Here is a 19,504-nt window from a genome sequence, read left to right on the forward strand (position 1 = left end):
TCGATGCGGGATCGCCTGACGCGTAGAACGCTGGTTCCCCTCCCCCTTGTGGGGAGGGCCAGGGTGGGGGTGTGAGCGATAGCCTGTGAGGCACTGGCGCCAACACCCCCACCTCCAACTCCTCCCCACAAGGGGGAGGAGAGTTAGTTGCGCCACGCTCGCCCAGCGTTCTTGGGTGCTGTTCCGCAGGCCTAGGATGGCCTAGGGAGCTATCCCTGCGCCAGATACTGCTTGGCCAGGATCTTGCCCTCTTCCACCGCGGGCTGGTCGAACGGGTCGACGCCGAGCGCGTAGCCGGCCAGGATCGTCTCCAGCATGAAATGCATCAGCAGCTCGCCCACCGCGCGCTCGTTGAGCTTCTCCACATGGATCTGCCGGGTCGGGCGGCCGTTCTTGGCGAGCGTGTCGGCGGTAGCGCGGCCCTGGGCCGCCACAAGATCGCCGATGCGCTTGCCGGCAAAGCCGGGCTCGCCGGCCCGCTTGGCGAGCTTCTCGTCCATGAGCGGCCCCTGCCCTTCGACGCCCGTGGTCATGACGGTGAAGAGCTTGTCGTTAGGGCCTGCGAGATAAAGCTGAAGCTGGCTGTGCTGATCGACCGGGCCGATGGCGGCCACGGGCTGGGTGCCGTGCCCGTCCTTGCCCACGCTCTCGGCCCAGAGCTGCACCCACCAGCGGGTGAAGCGCTCCAGCCGGTCCGCATAGGCCATGGCAACGGTGATGCCCTTGCCCTCCCTGGCCATGGCGACATTGAGCGCGGCGCCCAGCGCGGCCGGCGCGTCCTTGGTGGCGGCGCCGCTGCGGAACGGCTCATAGGCGTCCGCCGCGCCCTGACGGATGGCCGCGATGTCGAGCCCGAGCACGGCCGCCGGCAGCAGGCCCACATCGGTGAGCACCGAATAGCGCCCGCCGATGCCGGTGTGATGATCGAGGAAGCGCACGCCCTCCGGCTCCAGGAGATCGCGCAGGGCATTTCGGCCGCCCTCCTTTCGCGGCTCCGACAGGCCGAGGAACATGTCTTTCGGGAGGGCCTTGAGGCCGGCCTTGTCGAGGGCGGAGAGCACCGCGATGGTCTGCATCAGGGTCTCGCCGGTGCCGCCCGATTTCGAGATCGACACGAACCGCGTCGAGGAGAGCGGCAGCTTGTGCAGGACGCGGTCGAAGGTGACCGGATCGAGATTGTCGAGGAAGTGGACGCGCGGGCTCTCGGTGAAGCGGCCGGCGCCGGGCACAGCGAAATCCTTGAGCTGGGCCAGGGTCTGCCCGCCGAGGCTCGATCCGCCGGTGCCGAGAAACACCACGTCGGTGGCATCGTCGCGCAGGAAGGCCGCCGCCTCGCGGGTGCTCGCCAGATCGTCCGAGGTGCGGGGCATGTGGAGCAGCGGCAGGCGGCCCGAGGCATCGTCCTCGGCGAGCCGCTTCATGGCATCGCCCACCAGTCCAAGTGCTGCATCCAGCGCCGCCTGCGGCAGACCACCTCCCCCGATATTGGACTCAAGGGCAAGATCGATCGATTGCTGCAGGGCCATCACTGTACTCCGACTCGGTCAAAGAGGGAGCCAAGATTAGGACAGAGCGGGGTCCGAGGCTAGGGTCGCGCGCGATGCCACGGTTGTTAAGCCTGCGCCGGACATTGGTTATTGTGGTCGATGGCGGGAGCGTTTCCTGCCATCGACGCGGCGTCACACGCCCGTCGGGCGTCCTGCGATCACGGTGAGCATTTTGCCGTCGCCGAAGATGCGCTCCGCGGCCTTGCGGATGTCGGCCTGGGTGACCGCGCCCACAAGCGCGTTGCGGCGGCCGATATAGTCGATGCCAAGGCCTTCGAAGGCGATCTGCGCCAGGGTGTGGGCGATCTTCGTCGAGGTGTCGAAGCCCAGCGCATAGGAGCCGACCAGGTAGTCCTTGGCCTTCTGCAGCTCCTCGTCGCTCGGTCCTTCGCTCGTCAGCTTCGCCATCTCCTCGGCGATCACGTCGAGGGCCTCGACCACGCGCTCGTTCTTGGTGGCGGTGTAGCCCCAGGTCATGGCCGCCGAGCGGTAGCTCACGAGCGACGTGCCGACGCTGTAGGCAAGGCCGCGCTTCTCGCGAACCTCCTGGAACAGGCGCGACGTGAAGGCGCCGCCGCCCAGGATGTGGTTGAGCACGTAGGCCGGGATGAAGCCCGGGTCGCGCCAGGCGATGCCCGGCGTGCCGAAGCGGATCACCGATTGCGGCACGTCGATATCGACCACGATGCGCGATCCGATCTTCTGGAGCGAGGCCGGCTCGACGATGCCCAGAGCCTTGGCCTCCGGCAGGGAGCCGAACACCTTGTCGAGCAAGCCCGCAAGGCTGTCGGACCCGATGGCGCCCACCACCGCGACCTTGACGCGGCCGCGGGCGATGATCGCCCGGTGCATGGCCACGAGATCGTCCCGCGTGATCGCCGCCACGCTCTCGGGGGTGCCGGAGGTCGGACGGCCGTAAGCGTGGCCCGCAAAACCCTCCTCGAAGAAGCGGCGGGTGGCCATGACGCCCGGATCGTTTTGCTGGTACTTCAGGCCCGCGATGGTCTGGGCGCGCACGCGCTCGATGGAGTCCTGATCGAAGCGCGGCTCGGCGAGCGCCAGGCGCAGCAGGTCGAAGGCTTCGTCCGCGTGCTTGACCAGCGTCTTCAGCGAGCCGCCTAGGGCATCGTTGCCCGCATTGAAGGACAGCTCGATGGCTCGGGCCGCGAGACGCTCCTGAAACGCATCGGAATCGTAGTCCCCCGCGCCCTCGTCGAGCAGGCGGGCGAGCATCTGCGCCACGCCGGGCTTGGCCTCGGGATCATGCGCCGAGCCGCCCTCGAAGATGAACGAGACGGCGATCAGCGGCACCACGTCGGACTCCACGTGCCAGGCCTCGACCCCGCCGGCCGAGGTCAGCGCCTTTACCTGGGTGGGGGACGAGGACAGGGTTTCGACGGAAGCGGTCATCTTTACCTCAGGATTTGAGCAGGCGGTCAGGATGCCGACTTCTGCAGATAGCCCGTCACGGAACGACGGGTGACAAGATAGCGCTCGGCGGCGGAGGCCAGGTCGTCCTTGAGAACGGTCTCGATCTCGGTCGGCCAGCGGCGCACCTCCTCGATGGTCTCGCCGATGGCGAGCGCCGAGCCGTAGATGCGGGCGAGCGAGGATTGGCTGTCGGTGGAATAGATCGTCTCGGCCATGAGGCGCGTCTTGGCGCGTTCGATGGAATCCGCATCCAGCGCCTCGGCCGCGATGGTCTTGAGCACGCCGTCGACCGCCTCCTCAAGCGCCTGGAGCGAGACGCCTTCGGCGGGCACCGCATAAACGCAGAAGCGGGTATCCTCCATGGCGGAGGACATGTACCAGGCGCCGGCGTTCACGGCGATGCCGCGCTCCATGACGAGCTTGCGGTAGAGGTAGGAGGTCGGGCCGCCGCCGATCACCTCGGCGAGCAGCTCGAGCGCGTAGCAGTCGCGCTCCGTGGCCGTGCGGCAGGAGGGCACCAGGTAGAGCCGCTGCATGGTCGGCTGCTCGACCTTGGGGTCGGCGACCGTGATGTGGCGGGCGGCCACGGGCTCCGGCTCGCGCGGGCGGACGCGCACCGGGCGCTTGCCCTGCGGGGCGATGCGGCCGTAGGTGGCATCGGCGAGGCGGCGCACCTCGTCCTCGGAGACGTCGCCGGCCACCACCAGGATGCCGTTCTCAGGGGTGTAGAAGCGGCGGTAGTAGTCGAGGGCGTGCTCGCGGTTGAGGGTCTCGATCTCATGCATCCAGCCGATGATCGGGATGCCGTAGGGGTGATGCACGAACAGCGATGCGGCCATAGCCTCGGAGAGCTGGGCCGACGGGTCGGTCTCGACGCGCATGCGGCGCTCCTCCAGCACCACGTCCCGCTCCGGGCCGATGACGGATTCCTCCAGGAGGAGGTTCGTCATGCGGTCGGCCTCGAACTCCATCATGGTCTTGAGGTTTTCGCGGGCGACGCGCTGGAAATAGGCCGTGTAGTCGAAGGACGTGAAGGCGTTCTCCTGGCCGCCCAACCCTGAGACCACCTTCGAGAACTCGCCGGCCGGGTGCTTCTCGGTGCCCTTGAACATCAGGTGCTCGAGGAAGTGCGCGATGCCGGACTGGCCGATCGGGTCATCCGCCGACCCGTTGCGGTACCACATCATGTGGGTGGCGACGGGAACCCGGCGATCCGGGATCACCACCACATCGAGGCCGTTGTCGAGGGTGAACGCGGACAGGTTCGGGCCACTGCCCTCCGTCCGCCCGAAGGAGGCGGCATCGGCGCGAAGAATGGGCTTTGAGGCAGTGTCCATGACGTTTCAACCTTGGCGACATCGAATGCGTTTCGCAGGAGATTTCCTACGGGGATAGTCAAATCGGGAGGGCATGCAAGCGAGGCGGCGCATCTTTCCGATGCGGCATGGTCTGCGCCGGAGGGCGGGTCCATGCTTGGCCTTTCGAGGCCCCTATAACGTTTTCAGGCGAAGCGGGGGATCCCGTTCGCCTGAAGAAGGAAGAGAAGGGCAAGCCTTACTGCCTGCGCTCTTGTTGCTGGCGGAGATAGACCTGCGGGTTGTCCGGATCGTTGCCCAGCGGCACCGGATCGACGGAGGCCTTGATGCGGCCGCCGCCCTGGGCCTTGAGCAAGGGGCCCGGAGGATCGCTGAGATAGCGGCGCTCGATGCCGTCGCCTGCCAGCTCCACCTTCTCGTCCCGGCCATAGGAGCGCAGCTCGTCGGGGGTCATGCGGCTCATGTCCGCCTGCGAGCCCACGCGCGCCGGAGCGGTCGTGGCGATGTTGTTCGGGTTGCGCCCAGCCCGCATCTCTTCGATGGAGAGCCGCTTGCCCTCGGAGGTCTTGTAGAGCTCGGAGCTGGTCCAGGGCGTACGCGCCTCGACGGCGGCCTTGCGGCGGGCCTCCGCGTCCGGGTCCTTGGGCCAGTTGCCGTTGCGGGCTTGGCCGCCGCCCGCGGCAGGAGCGCGCAGCTCCATCTTGGGCGGGAGCACGAGCGGCGCGCGCTCGTTATAGACGATGGGCGCCTTTTCCTTGGGAATGATGCCGATGCTGCCGAGAAGGCTCTTCACCGCTTCGCCCTCCTGCGCCGAAGCGCCGGTGGCGGCGACCAGAAGAGCCAAAGCCCCCGCGCAGCCTAAGATGTTCATTCCCTTCATGGCACCCACCATTGTTTCTCGTTGTAGCCGGAAGGCCTGATCGCTCATTCTGGCGAACATATGGCAGCCGGGCGCTACATGATATCTATCGTCCGATAACTATGACTTGGCCCGCCGTCCCTCCAGGACGAAGGAGTCATAAAGCAAACCGGCCACCCCCGCAACGATGGCCGCATCCGCCACGTTGAACACGTACCAGGACCACGACCCCACGTGGAACTGGATGAAATCGAACACGGCCCCATAGGCCATCCGGTCGATGGCGTTGCCGATGGCCCCGCCGACGATCAGGCCCAGGGATGTCGCCAGAAGCTTGGCCGTGGTGCGGCGGATCCAGATACCCAGGCAGATCGAGGCGAGGATGGAGATCGCCACCAGCGCCCAGCGGCCGAGCTCCGAGTTCTGCTGGAACAGCCCATAGGATATGCCTCGGTTCCAGACCACGATCAGGTTGATGAAGGGCCCGATCTCCGCCGGCTCCTTTACCGGCAGGTCATAAACGAACAGGGTGTAGAGCTTCGACGCCTGATCGAGGACGAGCGTGATCAGAGCGGCGGAGAAGCCGAGGATCGCCGCCGTCGACAGGCCCGTGTGCCGGGCGCGGGGCTTTCCCGCCGCCTTGGCGGCTCGAGGGCGGTTCGCGGCACGCGGGCGCGGCGAACCGTTTTGAGGAGAAGCGCCCGTCATCGGCGCTCCCGGCTCGTCAGCGTTGCTCATTCGGCGGCTGCCTTCAGCTGGTCCCACTCACGCAAGGCCGCCGCATCGCGGGGCGTCACGTCCGGGTAATCGGGATCGGTGCCGACGTCCGGCGTCACCTTCCACGAGCGGGCGCATTTGCGGCCTTGCGCGAGCGCCGGCACCACGGACACGCCCTTCACGTCCTCGAGCCGGAACGCCTCGGCCGGTCCTTCGCCGGGCACCACCTGGATGGCGGACGTGATGCAGATCTCCGCGAGGTCGAGGCCCTGCACGGCCTTCAGCAGGCTCTCGTCTGAGATGTGCACGACGGGAGCAGCCTCCAGGCTCGCGCCGATGCGCTTTTGCGCGCGCTCGATCTCCAGGGCGCCGGTCACCGCGCGGCGGACGCGGCGAACCTTCGACCAGCGCTCGGCCAAGGCATTGTCGCGCCACTCCGCCGGCACCTGCGGGAAGGTTTCCAGATGCACCGACTCGGCCTGCGGGTAACGCGCGAGCCAGGCTTCCTCGGCCGTGAAGGCGAGGATCGGCGCGATCCAGGTGGCCACGCAGCGGAAGACCTGATCGATAACGGTGAGCGCGCTTTTGCGCACCTTGCCGGAGATCGGATCGCAGTAGAGCGCATCCTTGCGGACGTCGAAATAGAAGGCCGACAGGTCCGTGGTCATGAACGAGTTGAGGAGCGCCACCACCCGCTTGTAGTCGTAGCTGCCATAGGCCTCGCGCATCTCGCCGTCGAGCTCCACGAGGCGGTGCAGCACGAAGCGCTCCAGCTCCGGCATCTCGCCGAAGGCTACCTTGTCGGCCTCGCGGAAATGCGCCAGCGAGCCCAGCATCCAGCGGATCGTGTTGCGCAGCTTGCGATAGGTTTCGGCCGTGGTCTTGATGATCTCCGGACCGATGCGCTGATCGTCCCAGTAATCCACGGAAGCCGTCCAGAGGCGCAGGATGTCGGCGCCGTATTCCTTGATGATGGTCTGAGGCGCGACCGTGTTGCCGAGCGACTTCGACATCTTGCGGCCCTGCTCGTCGAGCGTGAAGCCGTGGGTGACGACGATGTCGTAGGGCGCGCGCCCACGGGTGCCGCAGCTCTCCAAGAGCGACGAGTGGAACCAGCCGCGATGCTGGTCCGACCCTTCCAGATACATCACCTGATCGGGCCCGCCGTCCACCTTGCGCCGAACCTGCAGGTCCTCGCGCTTTTCAAGCGCGAAGGCATGCGTGCAGCCTGAATCGAACCACACGTCGAGGATGTCATTGACCTTGTCGAAATCGCCGAGATCGTAGCCGCCCGCTTTCAGGAAGCGCGAGCCGTCATCGGCATACCACGCATCCGCGCCCTCCTGCTCGAAGGCCTGCGCGATGGCGTTGTTCACGCGTTCGTCCTTGAGGATCTCGTTGCTGCCCTTGCGCACGAACACCGCGATCGGCACGCCCCAGGCGCGCTGGCGCGACACCACCCAGTCGGGCCGGTTCTCGATCATGCCGTTGATGCGGTTCTCGCCCGCCTGCGGCACCCACTCGACGGTCTTGATGGCATCGAGCGCACGGGTGCGCAGCGTATCGCGCGCGGTCTCGTCAGGCTGCGGCTGAAGCACCAGGGGAGCCGCCCCTTGAGCGCCGCCCTTGCCGCCGAGCGGCTTGTCCATGGAGATGAACCATTGCGGCGTGTTGCGGAAGATCAGCGGGCCCTTGGAGCGCCAGGAGTGCGGATACTGGTGCTTGAGGCGGCCGCGCGCGATGAGCGCGCCGACCTCGACAAGCTTCTTGATCACCGCCTCGTTGGCGCCCGCATCCTTGCCCTTGTCGTCATAGATGCGCTCGCCCGCGAAGAACGGCACGTCGGGGAAGTAGGACGAGTCCGGCGATACGGTGTGCGGCACCTCTTTCGTGCCGCAGGCGGCGAACACGTCGCGGTGCTTCACGTAAGTGTTGTAGTCGTCCGCGCCGTGGCCCGGCGCCGTGTGCACGAAGCCCGTGCCGGCATCGTCGGTGACGTAGTCGGCCGGCAGCACCGGAACGCCGAAATCCCAGTAACCGTTCGCGCCCTCGAGGCCGCGGAACGGATGCGCGCAGCGCTCGAGCATCACCGGCAGCACGTCCTTCACGCGCTCGTAACCGGCCACGCGCGCGGCGGCGAACACGTCGGCCGCCAGCTTGTCGGCGATGACGAGCCGGTCGCCCACCTTGGCCCAGTTGTCGTCGGCGGCGTCCGTGACCTTGTAGAGGCCGTAGGCGATGGTCTCGCCATAGGCGATGGCGCGGTTGGCGGGGATCGTCCAGGGGGTGGTGGTCCAGATCACCACGGACGCGCCGTCGAGATCGCCGTCGAGGGTGTCGGTGACCTTGAACTTCACCCAGATCGTGGTTGAGGTCTTCTCGTGATATTCGACCTCGGCCTCGGCCAGCGCCGTCTTCTCGACGGCGGACCACATGACGGGCTTGGAGCCGCGATAAAGCTGGTCGCTCACCGCGAACTTCATGATTTCGCGGGCGATCTGCGCTTCCGCGTCGTAGCTCATGGTCTGGTACGGATTCGCCCAGTCGCCTTCGACGCCGAGGCGCTTGAACTCCTCGCGCTGGACGTCGATCCACTTCTCGGCAAAGGCCCGGCACTCGCGGCGGAACTCGACGATGTCCACGTCGTCCTTGTTCTTGCCCTTGGCGCGGTACTCCTCCTCGATCTTCCACTCGATCGGCAGGCCGTGGCAGTCCCAGCCCGGAACGTAGTTGGAGTCGAAGCCCAGCATGCCCTGCGAGCGGACCACCATGTCCTTCAGGATCTTGTTGAGGGCATGGCCGATATGGATGTTGCCGTTGGCATAGGGAGGGCCGTCGTGTAGCACGAAGCGCGGACGCCCCTTCTGGACCTCGCGCAGGCGCTCGTAGAGCCTGTGCTCGTTCCAGCGCTGCAGGAACTGCGGCTCCCGCTGCGGCAGGCCGGCCCGCATGGGGAACTCGGTCTGGGGCAGGAACAGGGTTTCGGAATAGTCGCGGGCGGCGCTCTGGGTCTTGTCGGTCATGTGGGTCAATCGGTCTTGTGTGGCCCGCGGGCAGGCAGGCGCATCAGGCTTGTCTCAGGGGCGAACGGCTAAGATCCCGGACCTTCGCAGGCTATGCGAAAGCCGGGCCGATAATTCGCGCCGCGCCTATGCGGGCAGCACGGCAAGCCTGAAAAACCTTGGACATGGGGAGCCTTTTAGCAGCGCCGGGCCGGATAATAAAGCGTGGTGATACCGGGGCATCGACTCAATTTGGGCGATCCCTGCCCCCGGTGTCCATTCCCGGCCGGAGACGGCGCAAGCCATCGCGGAGGAGGGAATCCATAGGGCTGAGGCTGTGAGTGGATCCCCTTCCCTCGCCTGCGGCTCGCCGGGGATGACAGCGGTGGCGCTGCCCTGGGTGTCATTCCCGGCGAGCCACAGCGGAGGGGAAGGGAATCCATACAGGCACCTAACCCATGGCGCCCTTCCCGCACTTCGTGCGCAGGGGATGACAGCGAACGGCAACCCGGGTCACTACCGCTTCCAACGGCCGCTCCCTATTTAAACGCCAGGAACCAGCCTTATAGTCCCGCACCGGCACGGACGGGCAGGAAGGATCGCACCATGGCAGACTCGACCATCACGGCAGGACAACGCTCCCGCGCAGGCTTCGACCTCACCCCCCCGAACCCGGAGGAGATGCGCAGGCTCGTCGCCGATCTCGACGACGAGGAGCGCCGCGTTCTCCTCGAACACGGCACGGAGCGTCCCTTCTGCGGCATCTTCAACGAGGCCAAGGACAAGGGCACCTATTGCTGCCGCCTTTGCGGCCTGCCCCTGTTCCATGCGGGCACCAAGTTCGAATCCGGCACCGGCTGGCCGAGCTTCTTCGATCCCATCGACCGCTCGCACATCGCCTTCGTGCGCGACACCAGCTACGGCATGGTCCGCACGGAGATCCGCTGCGCCCGCTGCGAGGGCCATCTCGGCCATGTGTTCAATGACGGCCCGCCGCCCACGGGGGAGCGCTACTGCATGAACTCCGTCTCCATGCGCTTCGTGGCCGACGGCGATCCGCTGCCCGACGACCTGGGCCGGGGCGCGCCCGAGGGCGAGATGGCGGGCTGAAGGCCCATGGCGGGCCGAGATGAACCGGCCAGGGAGGCCGAGGCGGATTTCTACGCCCGTCTGCCGGTCTTCAGCCGTTTTTCCCAGCTGACGGATCCGGGGCTCTATGCTCCGCTTCCCGAGGACTGGGTTCTCGGCCTCAGCGACATCGTGCGCTCCACCTCGGCCATCGAGGCGGGGCGGTACAAGGAGGTCAACACGGCGGCGGCTTCCGTGATCGCCGCCATCGCCAACACCCTGGGGACGAGCGATTTTCCCTTCGTGTTCGGCGGCGACGGGGCCAGCTTCGCCCTGCCGGCCTCGCAGGCGGACCTTGCCCGGGAAGCGCTGGCCGCCGTCGCCGCCTGGGTGCGGGACGCGTTCGGCTTCGAGCTTCGCATCGCGCTCGTGCCGGTCGCGCAGATCCGGGCGCATGGCTACGACGTGCGCATCGCCCGCTTCGCGGCCTCGCCGGACGTGGCCTATGCCATGTTCTCGGGCGGGGGCCTGGCCTATGCGGAGCGGCAGATGAAGGCCGGAGCCTTTACCCTTCAGCCGGCACCGCCCGGTACCCTGCCCGACCTGACGGGCCTCAGCTGCCGCTTCGACGAGATCACCCCGCAGCGGGGCGTCATCCTCTCCCTGATCGTCCTTCCGGATCCTGAGACGAGTGCGGAATCCTTCAACGCCCTCGTGGGCCGGGTGCTCGCCCTTGCGGAGGGTCCGGAGGCCGGGCGCCCCTTGCCCGAAGGCGGACCTGCGCTGGCATCTCCTTTCAAGGGCTTCGGGATCGAGGCGAAAACCTTGAAGCGCGACCGCGGGGGCCTGACGGCGCTGGCGCGCCTGGCGGGAAACCGCCTTGCTGCCTTCCTGATCTTCCGGCTCGGACGGCCCATCGGCAGCTTCGATCCGGGAAAGTACCGGCACCAGCTTGTGGAGAACACCGACTTCCGCAAGTTCGACGACGGCCTGCGGATGACCCTGGACTGCACCCCCGCCCTCGCCGGCCGGCTGGAAGCCCTGCTGTCGGACGCGGAGAAAACAGGCGTCGCCCGCTTCGGCCTGCACCGGCAGGAAGCCGCGCTCATGACCTGCTTCGTGCCCTCGCCGACCCGGAGCGACCACATCCACTTCGTCGACGGCGCCATGGGCGGCTATGCCATGGCGGCGCGGTCGTTGAAGCCGGTTGTCTAGGATTGACGTCATCCCGGATGAAGCGCGGCTTAGATCCGGGATCGTGTGCAGGCTAGAGCCGAAGATCCTCCACAGTGTCATTCCCGCGCAGGCGGGAATCCATAACCGCTGACAGCGCCAGGATGAAGCATCGTCGTGGTTATGGATTTCCACGCCTTCGGCGCGGCCCTTCGGGTCGGGCTCCGCTTCGCGGCCCTGGAATGACACCAACGCGTTAACCGATCATCGAAACCGTGCGATCCTCGCTTAGCATCAGCTTCGCTTCCAAAGAATCTCGGTCCATCTGGGCGACCAGCGCCTCGATTCCGTCGAAGCGCTCCTCACCCCGGATCCAGCCGACGAACTCCACGTCGAGGGTCCGGCCGTAGAGATCGCCCGCAAAATCGAAGAGATGCACCTCGAGCAGCGGAGCCCCGTTGTCGAAGGTCGGCCGGCGGCCGAAGCTGGCGACGCCGTCGACGAGCCTGCCGCCGACCGATGCCCGAACCGCATAGATGCCGTGCCGGAGCCGGCTGTCGTCGGGCAGGCGCATGTTGGCCGTGGGATAGCCCAGCACCCGGCCGCGCTTGTCCCCGTGGAGAACGGGCGAGCGAACGAACCAGCAGTAGCCGAGAAGCCTGTTGGCGGTGCCGATCTCGCCTGCTTCCAGGGCCGCCCTGATGGCGCTGGAGGATACCGGCTCCGTGCCCTCCACGACCGCCGGGGCAACGAGGCAATCGAGCCCCCGCCCCCGGCACAGCTCCGCCATGCGCTCGGGGTTGCCCTCGCGGCCGCGGCCGAAATGGAAGTCGTGGCCGATGACGACGCCGGAGAGCTGCAGCTCCCGCGCCAGAAGATCGACGAAGCCGGCCGCCGTCAGCCTGGCGAGATCCCCATCGAAGCGTCTGAGGAAGACGCCGGCGAGGCCGAGCCGCGCGAAGATCGCCAGCTTGACGGGTTCAGGGGTGAGGCGAAACAGCGGCCTGTCGGGCTGAAAGAAGGTGCGGGGATGCGGCTCGAAGGTGACGACGGCCGCAGGCCGGCCCGAGGCCAGAGCCATGCTCAGAAGATGCTGATGCCCCCGGTGCACGCCGTCGAAATTGCCGATGGCCGCCACGGATCCCTTAAGGCCCTCGGGCACGGGCTCGCCATCGCGGCAGATCGCGAACGGGGTGGGCATCAGGGAAGAACCTCGGAACTCATTCGTGAGACGATCGATGGGCGCGACCCTGTCGAAAACCGGCATCCGGGTCAAGGGAGGCGCGGCATTGCCCATGGTGCCATCTCCGGTCGGAGAGAAGCCATGGATCGGTGCCTGGGAGTGGATCCCCTTCCCTCGCCTGTGGCTCGCCGGGGATGACAGCGGCACCACCTTCAGTGTCATTCCCTTCCGCAGCGCAGCGGAAGGGAAGGGAATCCATAGGGTTGAGCCTGATCGTGGATCCCTTTCCCTTGCTATGCTCGCCGGTGATGACGCCCGCAGTCCATATCGCGGCCTACCAGGACAGCACGTCCATGATCGCGGTCGGCCGGACGGGCTGCCGGTCCACCCAATCCTGCACATGATCGGACACGAGAGCGCCCCGGTGAAGCCCCAGCTCCTCCGCATGGATGCCGCGGGCGATCATCAGGGAATCGATGCCGAAACCGGCGGCGCCTGCGATGTCGGTGCGGATCGCGTCACCGACGGCAAGCACCCTCTCCTTCGGGATGGCGTGGCCGCTCAGGTCGGCCGCCACGGCGAGCGCGCGCTCGTAAACGGGGCCATGGGGCTTGCCCGCGTAAAATACCGCGCCGCCCATCTCCTCGTAGGCCAGCGCAATCGTTCCCGCGCAGGGCAGGATCATGTGGCCGCGCTCGACGATGAGGTCCGGGTTGGCGCAGACCATCAGCAGGTTGCGCGCCCGCATGGCTTCGAGCGACGCCCGGTAGTCCTCGACCGTTTCCTCCTCGTCATTGTCGAAGCCGGAGCAGACCACGTAATCGGCCTCTTCGATGGAGCCGAAGCGCACGTCGAGGCCGGCATAGATCGGCATGTCGCGGGGCGGTCCGACATGGTGGACGACCTGGTCGATCCGCTCTTTGATCGCAAGCCGCGTCAGGTCGCCGGAGGTGACGATGGCGTCATAGGCCGTGCGGGGAACCTGGAATCCGTCGAGCTGCGTTCCCACCGAAGCGCCGGGACGCGGCGCGTTGGAGACGAGCACGACCCGCCCGCCCTTCTGGCGGAAACGGGTGAGCGCATCGCTTGCGGCCTCGTAGGCCTTCACGCCGTTGTGCAGCACGCCCCAGACATCGCAGAGGATGAGATCGTAGCGGCCGGCAAGCGGCTGCAGACCGTCGGCGAGAACGAGGCGGGACGAGGCGGTCATGGGTTCTCCCTAGCGCATCGCGTGGAAAAGTGGAGCCGGTTTTCCGCGCCAGACGATGCGCACGTCAAGATGAGCATCGGGCCTGGAAGTGGGCCCCACATTCAGACCCGATGCTTCAGTGATGAACCCGGGCGGGTAGGCCCTTGCGCCTCTCAAGTCAACCGGGTCCGGTCAGCCCGCGCGCCGCAGGAGCGGCCGCATGTCCTCCGACGCGACAGGCTGCGGACGAGCTCCCCGCTCGACCACCTCCGCCCTGACCGGGCGGGGCGCCGCGAAGGCGAAACCCTGAGCGAGCGGCGCTCCGAGGCTGCACAGAACCGGCACCATCTCGTCCCGGTCCACGCGCTCCGCGATGAGCTTGACGCCCTGGCGGCGCAGGGCCGAGGCGAAATCCCATACGCTGAGTTCGGGGCCCGCATGGAGGCCCTTGTCCTGCTCGGCGGCCGCGACCATCAGGTCGGCCGGCAGCTTCATGAAGCGGATGCCCAGATCGGCCAGCACGCGAGGATCGAAACGCAGATCGGCGGCACGATCGAGCGAAAACGGCACGCCCTTGTCGCGCAAGGCGGCGAGAGCCGCCTTCTGATCCGGGTCGAGATGGCGCCAGCTGTGCTGGGGCAGTTCCAGCACGATCCTGCCGAGGATCTCCGGCGACCTGTCCAGAAGCCCCTCGAGCGACCACAGGAAGCCCGGCTCGGCGATGGAGTGGGCGGACAGGTTCAGGCCGACGATCGCCTCGCTGCCGCGAGCCGCGAGATGGCCGGCCACGGCCATGACGCGGGTCAGGACCCGGCGGTCGAATTCCGGCGCGTGGCCGAGGCATTCGAGAACGGGCAGGAATTCGGATGGACCGAGCAGGGTCCCGTCTGCAAGCCGCAGGCGGGCGAGCGCCTCATAGAAACGGATCTTTTGGTGCGGGAGCGAAACGACGGGCTGCAGGTGCAGCTCGATCCGGTCCGCCTCGAAGGCCTGCGTGACCAGCCCCATGCGGCTGACCTGTTCGTCCGTGGAATTCCACATGGACGGCAGGAGGGTCGGCTCGGGAAACTTCGGCTGAGCAGGCGGCCCGTCCGGCACGAGCGTGAGCACGGGCTTGGCGGGGCGCGTTCTGTCCGGCACCCCTGAAGCGGCCTGCTGAGCGAGGTCCTGATCGCCCGCAGCTTTCGCAAGCTCGCGCAGAACGCCTGCCGGACAGCGAGCATCCGCCTTGGCCGGGCGCAGGACGAGCGGAGCGGCACGGTTCGGGTCTTTGAGGTTCAAGACCTGGCGATCCAACTCTGCCGATTGACGGGACAGGATGGACCGGTCGCGTTCCGCCCGCCGCCACAGGATGATCGGGCCGAGGAAAACGGCCGTGATCAGCAAGGCCGTCACCGGCATCACGAGCCCGGCCTCCATCGGCACATAGGGTGACGCGGCTGCCATCAGAAAGGCCGGCGTGAAGGCAAGCAGCGCCGCCTTCCCGTCCCGCAGGACCGGAATTTTCTTCTTGTTCGTGACCATGGGTGCCCCCGCTCCCCCTGGTTCGGCGTTGACGCCCGAATCAGTGTGTTAACAGACAATGAATCAGGGCGATTCGGGCGGCAAGCTTCGTATTCCCACAATGGACATTTTCCCGCAGCGGTGCGTTGCCCGCCTGTAGCGTTCGTCCGATGCCTGAGAGGAACAGAAAGGATTTTGCATGGAAGAGCCCCGCAAGGATCTGCTCATGCAGGTCGAGGGAATGACCTGCCAGGGCTGCGTCAACTCCGTCACCAAGGCGGTCCAGCGGCTTGATCCCAGCGCCACGGTCGAGGTGGACCTGGAGCATGGACGGGTTCATGTGGTCACCCAGGCGCAAAGCGTCGAGGTGGCGCGCGCCATCGACGCCGCCGGTTTCGAGGCCACCGCCATGACGGGCTGAGCCCCGGCAGCTCATGGCCTGGCGCAAAGTTCTTTTTGCCGCTTCCGGAAACGGCTGCTAGGTTCCCCCTCGCCAGCTATTTCCGGGGACCATCATGACCGCCCAGACATCCAGAGCCGCGAACGATCTTTCAGCGCCCAACGACCTGGAGGCCTGGTGGCTTCCGTTCACGGCGAACCGCTCCTTCAAGCAGCGCCCCCGGATGATCGCCCGCGCCAAGGGCATGTACTACTACACCCCCGAGGGCCGGGAGGTGATCGACGGCGCGGCGGGACTGTGGTGCTGCAATGCGGGCCACAACCGGGACGAGATCACCCGGGCGATCCAGGCCCAGGCCGAGGAGCTCGATTACTCGCCCGCCTTCCAGTTCGGCCATGCGGGCGGCTTCGCGCTTGCCTCCCGCCTCGCCCAGCTCGCTCCGGGCGACCTGAACCACGCCTTCTTCTGCAACTCGGGCTCAGAGGCGGCGGACACGGCCCTCAAGATCGCCCTCGCTTACTGGAACGTGAAGGGCCAGGGCAGCAAGACGCGCCTCATCGGCCGCGAGCGCGGCTATCACGGCGTCGGCTTCGGCGGCATCTCGGTGGGCGGCATCGTCAAGAACCGCCAGTTCTTCGGCACGCTTCTCGCCGGCGTCGACCACCTGCCCCACACCTATAACCGCGCCGAGCAGGCATTCTCCCGCGGCGAGCCCGAGTGGGGCGCGCATCTGGCAGACGAGCTGGAGCGCATCGTGACGCTGCACGACGCTTCGACCATCGCGGCCGTGATCGTCGAGCCCATGGCGGGCTCCACGGGCGTGCTCGCGCCGCCGAAGGGCTATCTCCAGCGCCTGCGGCAGATCTGCGACAAGCATGACATCCTGCTCATCTTCGACGAGGTAATCACGGGCTTCGGCCGCCTCGGCACCGCGTTCGCGGCCGAGCGCTACGGCGTCGTTCCGGACATGATCACCTTTGCCAAGGGCGTGAATTCCGGCACGGTGCCCATGGGCGGCGTGATGGTGCGCGAGGGGCTCTACGACACCTTCATGAAGGGCCCGGACCACATGATCGAGCTGTTCCACGGCTATACCTATTCGGGCCATCCGCTGGCCTGCGCCTCGGCGCTCGCGGCCCAGGACATCTACCGGGACGAGAAGCTCTTCGAGCGCGCGCAGGCCCTCGAGCCGGTGTGGGCCGACGCGATCCATTCGCTGAAGGATCTTCCGAACGTGCTCGACATCCGCACCATCGGCCTCGTGGGCGCCATCGACCTCGCCTCGCGCCCCGATGCGGTCGGCCGCCGCGCCTTCGACGCCATGGAGCGGGGCTTCCAGGAGGAAGGCCTGATGATGCGCGTGACCGGCGACACCATCGCGCTCTCGCCGCCGCTCATCATCACCGAGGACCAGATCGGCGAGATCGTCGACAAGCTCACCCGCGTGATCAAGGCGGTGGCTTAAGATACTAACCACAACTGTCATCCCGGGGCTGCGGAGCAGAGCCCGGGATCCATAACCACAGCCTGCGGCCAGTCCGGCAGCGTTAGCGTTTATGGGTCCCCGCCTGCTCGGGGATGACAGCATTGAGGCTCCTGCACCGGACTGGTCTCGGGATCCCGGATCTTCGCTCCGCTTCGTCCAGGATGACGGGCCGTGTTGCGGAAATCGCAACAACCCTTGCCCCTCCCCGCCGCAGGGAGTAGGACCGCAGCACGTTTTCTCCATCCAACGGCTGCTGTTAAACCCATGTCCAAGGCCGACAAGATCAAGGCTCGCGCCCCGCGCGGCTTTGCCGACCGCACCCCCGCCGATCTTTCCGCCACCGAGCGCATGCTGGCGGCCATCCGCGAGTCCTATGAGCTTTACGGCTTCGAGGGCGTGGAGACGCCCTTCGTCGAGTACACTGACGCGCTCGGCAAATTCCTGCCGGATCAGGACCGCCCGAACGAGGGCGTGTTCTCCTTCCAGGACGATGACGAGCAGTGGCTGTCGCTCCGCTACGACCTGACCGCGCCGCTCGCCCGCTACGTAGCCGAGAATTTCGATGCGCTGCCCAAGCCCTACCGCAGCTACCGGGCCGGCTGGGTGTTCCGCAATGAGAAGCCGGGCCTGGGGCGCTTCCGCCAGTTCATGCAGTTCGACGCCGATACGGTGGGCGCCGCCTCCGTGGCGGCGGATGCGGAAATCTGCATGATGGCCGCCGACACGATGGAGAGGCTCGGCCTCAAGCGCGGCGACTTCATCATCAAGATCAACAACCGCAAGGTTCTGGACGGCGTGCTCGAAGCGATCGGCCTCGGCGGCGAGACGCAAGCGGGCCAGCGCCTGACGGTTCTTCGCGCCATCGACAAGCTCGACCGCCTCGGCCCGGAGGGCGTGAGCCAGCTTCTCGGCTCGGGCCGCAAGGACGAGAGCGGCGACTTCACGAAAGGCGCGGGGCTGGATGCCGATGCCATCGCGCGCGTGCTGGCCTTCACGGGCGCCAAGGGCGCGGACAACGCAGCCACCGTCGAGAGCCTGCGCCAGGTCGTCGGCTCCTCGGCCCGCGGCCTCGAGGGTGCGAACGAGCTCGCGGAGATCGCCGCCCTGGTGGCCTCCTCCGGGTACGAGGATCGGGTGACCATCGATCCGTCCGTGGTGCGCGGCCTCGAATACTACACCGGGCCGGTCTACGAGGCCGAGCTGACCTTCCAGGTGCAGGACGAGGACGGACGCCCCGTGCGCTTCGGCTCGGTGGGCGGCGGCGGGCGCTATGACGGGCTCGTGGGCCGCTTCCGCTCGGAGCCCGTGCCGGCGACGGGCTTCTCCATCGGCGTGTCGCGCCTTCTCTCGGCGCTGCAGATGGTGAAAAGCCCCATCGTATCGGGCAACGAGAAGCCCGGCCCGGTGGTGGTGCTGGTAATGGATAAGGACCAGATCGCCGCCTACCAGCGCATGGTCTCGGCCCTGCGCCAGGCTGGCATCCGGGCCGAGCTTTATCTCGGTTCGTCGGGCATGAAGGCGCAGATGAAATATGCCGACCGGCGGCAGAGCCCGTGCGTGATCATCCAGGGCTCCAACGAGCGCGAGCGCGGCGAGGTCGAGATCAAGGACCTGATCGAAGGCGCCAAGGCAGCCCAGGCCATTGCGTCCAACGAGGAGTGGAAGGCGGCCCGCCCGGCGCAGTTCTCCGTGTCCGAGGCCGGTCTCGTCGAGGCCGTCCGCGAGGTTCTGGGGCGGCATTTCGGATAACCTTGGCCTTTCGGGAACCCCTGTGCTTTCATCGGGGTTGTCTGGCAAGCTTGACCATCAGGAGATGAACATGGCGAAGGCCAAGGACAAAGAGAAGAAGAGCACGACGAAATCCAAGAAGGGCTCCGGCAAGAGCGCCGGGACGAAGCTGGCGAAAACCGCCAAGAAATCCGGCCTCATGGACCTGGTCAACTCGCCCCTCGGCCGCGAAATCCTGGCGGACGCCCTGATCGCCGCAGCAGGCGCCGCCGCCGCTGCCCTCACCAGGACCCGCACCGCCAAGAAGGCCGGCACCGCCGTGGCCGATGCCGGCTTGGACGCCGCCGACCTGACCCAGACCGCAGCTGGCGCCGTTGCGGGCGTCGTGACCGAAGCCGCCCGCCACTTCCTGCCCGCCAGCCTGGTTGGCGAAGAGGGCGGCGAGAGCGACAAGTCGCAGGCCAAGAAGGTCAAATACGTCAACCGTTCCAGCGGCGACAGCAAGCGCAAGACGACAAAGGCCAAGGCGCCCAAGGGCGACACGGCCGAGAAGCACTGAGCCTCTTCATAAAGCGTCATCCCGGGGCTGCGGAGCAGAACCCGGGATCGTTGGACCAACGTGGCGCCGGACCCCTCCTCCGTACAGGCCTCGGGCTTGACGGGGATGCGCTTCCTTCTGCGCAAATCGGGCAGGCGGGACACACCGAGCCCTCCTCCTTGTGGGAGGAGTTGGAGGTGGGGCTGTGAGCGAGTGCCTTATGACCGTGAGGCGCCCTCACCCTGGCCCTCCCCACAAGGGGGGAAATCAGCGCATCATTCTGTGCACGGTCCCGGATCTCCTGCGCCGTCCGGGATAGCAGCTCAACCTCACCCGTTCACCCTTCCGGTCGAAAACAATCGCC

15 protein-coding genes are annotated in these 19,504 nt (G+C 67.0%); 6 read left to right on the plus strand and 9 right to left on the minus strand.

Annotated elements, in window-relative coordinates; translation table 11 throughout:
- Nucleotides 1-209: 209 nt before the first annotated feature.
- The 6 genes from JKG68_RS12640 to ileS form a co-directional block, all read right to left on the minus strand.
- Nucleotides 210-1,526 carry a phosphoglucose isomerase-related protein gene (locus tag JKG68_RS12640; protein ID WP_202059887.1) on the minus strand — a complete coding sequence of 439 codons (1,317 nt, stop codon included), beginning with the start codon at nucleotides 1,524-1,526 and terminating at the stop codon, nucleotides 210-212.
- Between the two features lie 153 nt (nucleotides 1,527-1,679).
- The gene (locus JKG68_RS12645; protein ID WP_202059889.1) at nucleotides 1,680-2,957 is read right to left on the minus strand and encodes a M16 family metallopeptidase; all 1,278 of its coding nucleotides are present in this window, start codon (nucleotides 2,955-2,957) and stop codon (nucleotides 1,680-1,682) included.
- Between the two features lie 26 nt (nucleotides 2,958-2,983).
- Nucleotides 2,984-4,315, minus strand: coding sequence for a M16 family metallopeptidase (locus JKG68_RS12650; RefSeq protein WP_202059891.1), 1,332 nt, complete (start codon nucleotides 4,313-4,315; stop codon nucleotides 2,984-2,986).
- A gap of 217 nt (nucleotides 4,316-4,532) precedes the next feature.
- Nucleotides 4,533-5,174: a hypothetical protein gene (locus JKG68_RS12655; protein ID WP_202059893.1), complete on the minus strand. Its 642-nt coding sequence runs from the start codon at nucleotides 5,172-5,174 to the stop codon at nucleotides 4,533-4,535.
- Nucleotides 5,175-5,273: 99 nt separating this feature from the next.
- Nucleotides 5,274-5,759: a signal peptidase II gene (gene lspA / locus JKG68_RS12660; protein ID WP_246515387.1), complete on the minus strand. Its 486-nt coding sequence runs from the start codon at nucleotides 5,757-5,759 to the stop codon at nucleotides 5,274-5,276.
- Between the two features lie 128 nt (nucleotides 5,760-5,887).
- On the minus strand, nucleotides 5,888-8,893 hold the full coding sequence (ileS, locus tag JKG68_RS12665; protein WP_202059895.1) for an isoleucine--tRNA ligase: 3,006 nt from the start codon (nucleotides 8,891-8,893) through the stop codon (nucleotides 5,888-5,890).
- Between the two features lie 585 nt (nucleotides 8,894-9,478).
- Between ileS and msrB the strand changes: the two genes are divergently transcribed.
- Together msrB and JKG68_RS12675 are read left to right on the plus strand one after the other, a co-directional pair.
- Nucleotides 9,479-9,982, plus strand: coding sequence for a peptide-methionine (R)-S-oxide reductase MsrB (msrB, locus tag JKG68_RS12670; RefSeq protein WP_202059897.1), 504 nt, complete (start codon nucleotides 9,479-9,481; stop codon nucleotides 9,980-9,982).
- A 6-nt stretch (nucleotides 9,983-9,988) separates the two neighbouring features.
- Nucleotides 9,989-11,155, plus strand: coding sequence for a DUF3095 domain-containing protein (locus tag JKG68_RS12675; RefSeq protein WP_202059899.1), 1,167 nt, complete (start codon nucleotides 9,989-9,991; stop codon nucleotides 11,153-11,155).
- A 214-nt stretch (nucleotides 11,156-11,369) separates the two neighbouring features.
- Here the strand turns inward: JKG68_RS12675 and JKG68_RS12680 are convergent, their stop codons facing one another.
- From JKG68_RS12680 to JKG68_RS12690, 3 genes are all read right to left on the minus strand, one after another.
- A complete protein-coding gene (locus tag JKG68_RS12680) occupies nucleotides 11,370-12,314 on the minus strand; it encodes a bifunctional riboflavin kinase/FAD synthetase (protein WP_202060036.1) in 945 nt (314 codons plus the stop codon).
- Between the two features lie 316 nt (nucleotides 12,315-12,630).
- Complete coding sequence (locus tag JKG68_RS12685) at nucleotides 12,631-13,506, minus strand: TIGR01459 family HAD-type hydrolase (RefSeq protein ID WP_202059901.1); 876 nt, start codon at nucleotides 13,504-13,506, stop codon at nucleotides 12,631-12,633.
- Between the two features lie 171 nt (nucleotides 13,507-13,677).
- Nucleotides 13,678-15,009 carry an EAL domain-containing protein gene (locus tag JKG68_RS12690; protein WP_202059903.1) on the minus strand — a complete coding sequence of 444 codons (1,332 nt, stop codon included), beginning with the start codon at nucleotides 15,007-15,009 and terminating at the stop codon, nucleotides 13,678-13,680.
- Nucleotides 15,010-15,187: 178 nt separating this feature from the next.
- Between JKG68_RS12690 and JKG68_RS12695 the strand changes: the two genes are divergently transcribed.
- The 4 genes from JKG68_RS12695 (at nucleotide 15,188) to JKG68_RS12710 (ending at nucleotide 19,161) form a co-directional block, all read left to right on the plus strand.
- Nucleotides 15,188-15,409, plus strand: coding sequence for a heavy-metal-associated domain-containing protein (locus JKG68_RS12695; protein ID WP_202059905.1), 222 nt, complete (start codon nucleotides 15,188-15,190; stop codon nucleotides 15,407-15,409).
- Between the two features lie 94 nt (nucleotides 15,410-15,503).
- Nucleotides 15,504-16,853: an omega-aminotransferase AptA gene (gene aptA / locus JKG68_RS12700; RefSeq protein ID WP_202059907.1), complete on the plus strand. Its 1,350-nt coding sequence runs from the start codon at nucleotides 15,504-15,506 to the stop codon at nucleotides 16,851-16,853.
- Between the two features lie 285 nt (nucleotides 16,854-17,138).
- A complete protein-coding gene (hisS, locus tag JKG68_RS12705; protein WP_202059909.1) occupies nucleotides 17,139-18,623 on the plus strand; it encodes a histidine--tRNA ligase in 1,485 nt (494 codons plus the stop codon).
- 70 nt (nucleotides 18,624-18,693) lie between these two features.
- Nucleotides 18,694-19,161: a hypothetical protein gene (locus tag JKG68_RS12710; protein WP_202059912.1), complete on the plus strand. Its 468-nt coding sequence runs from the start codon at nucleotides 18,694-18,696 to the stop codon at nucleotides 19,159-19,161.
- The last annotated feature ends 343 nt before the right edge of the window (nucleotides 19,162-19,504 follow it).

This window comes from Microvirga aerilata (genome assembly GCF_016743775.1).
Lineage (GTDB): Bacteria > Pseudomonadota > Alphaproteobacteria > Rhizobiales > Beijerinckiaceae > Microvirga > Microvirga aerilata.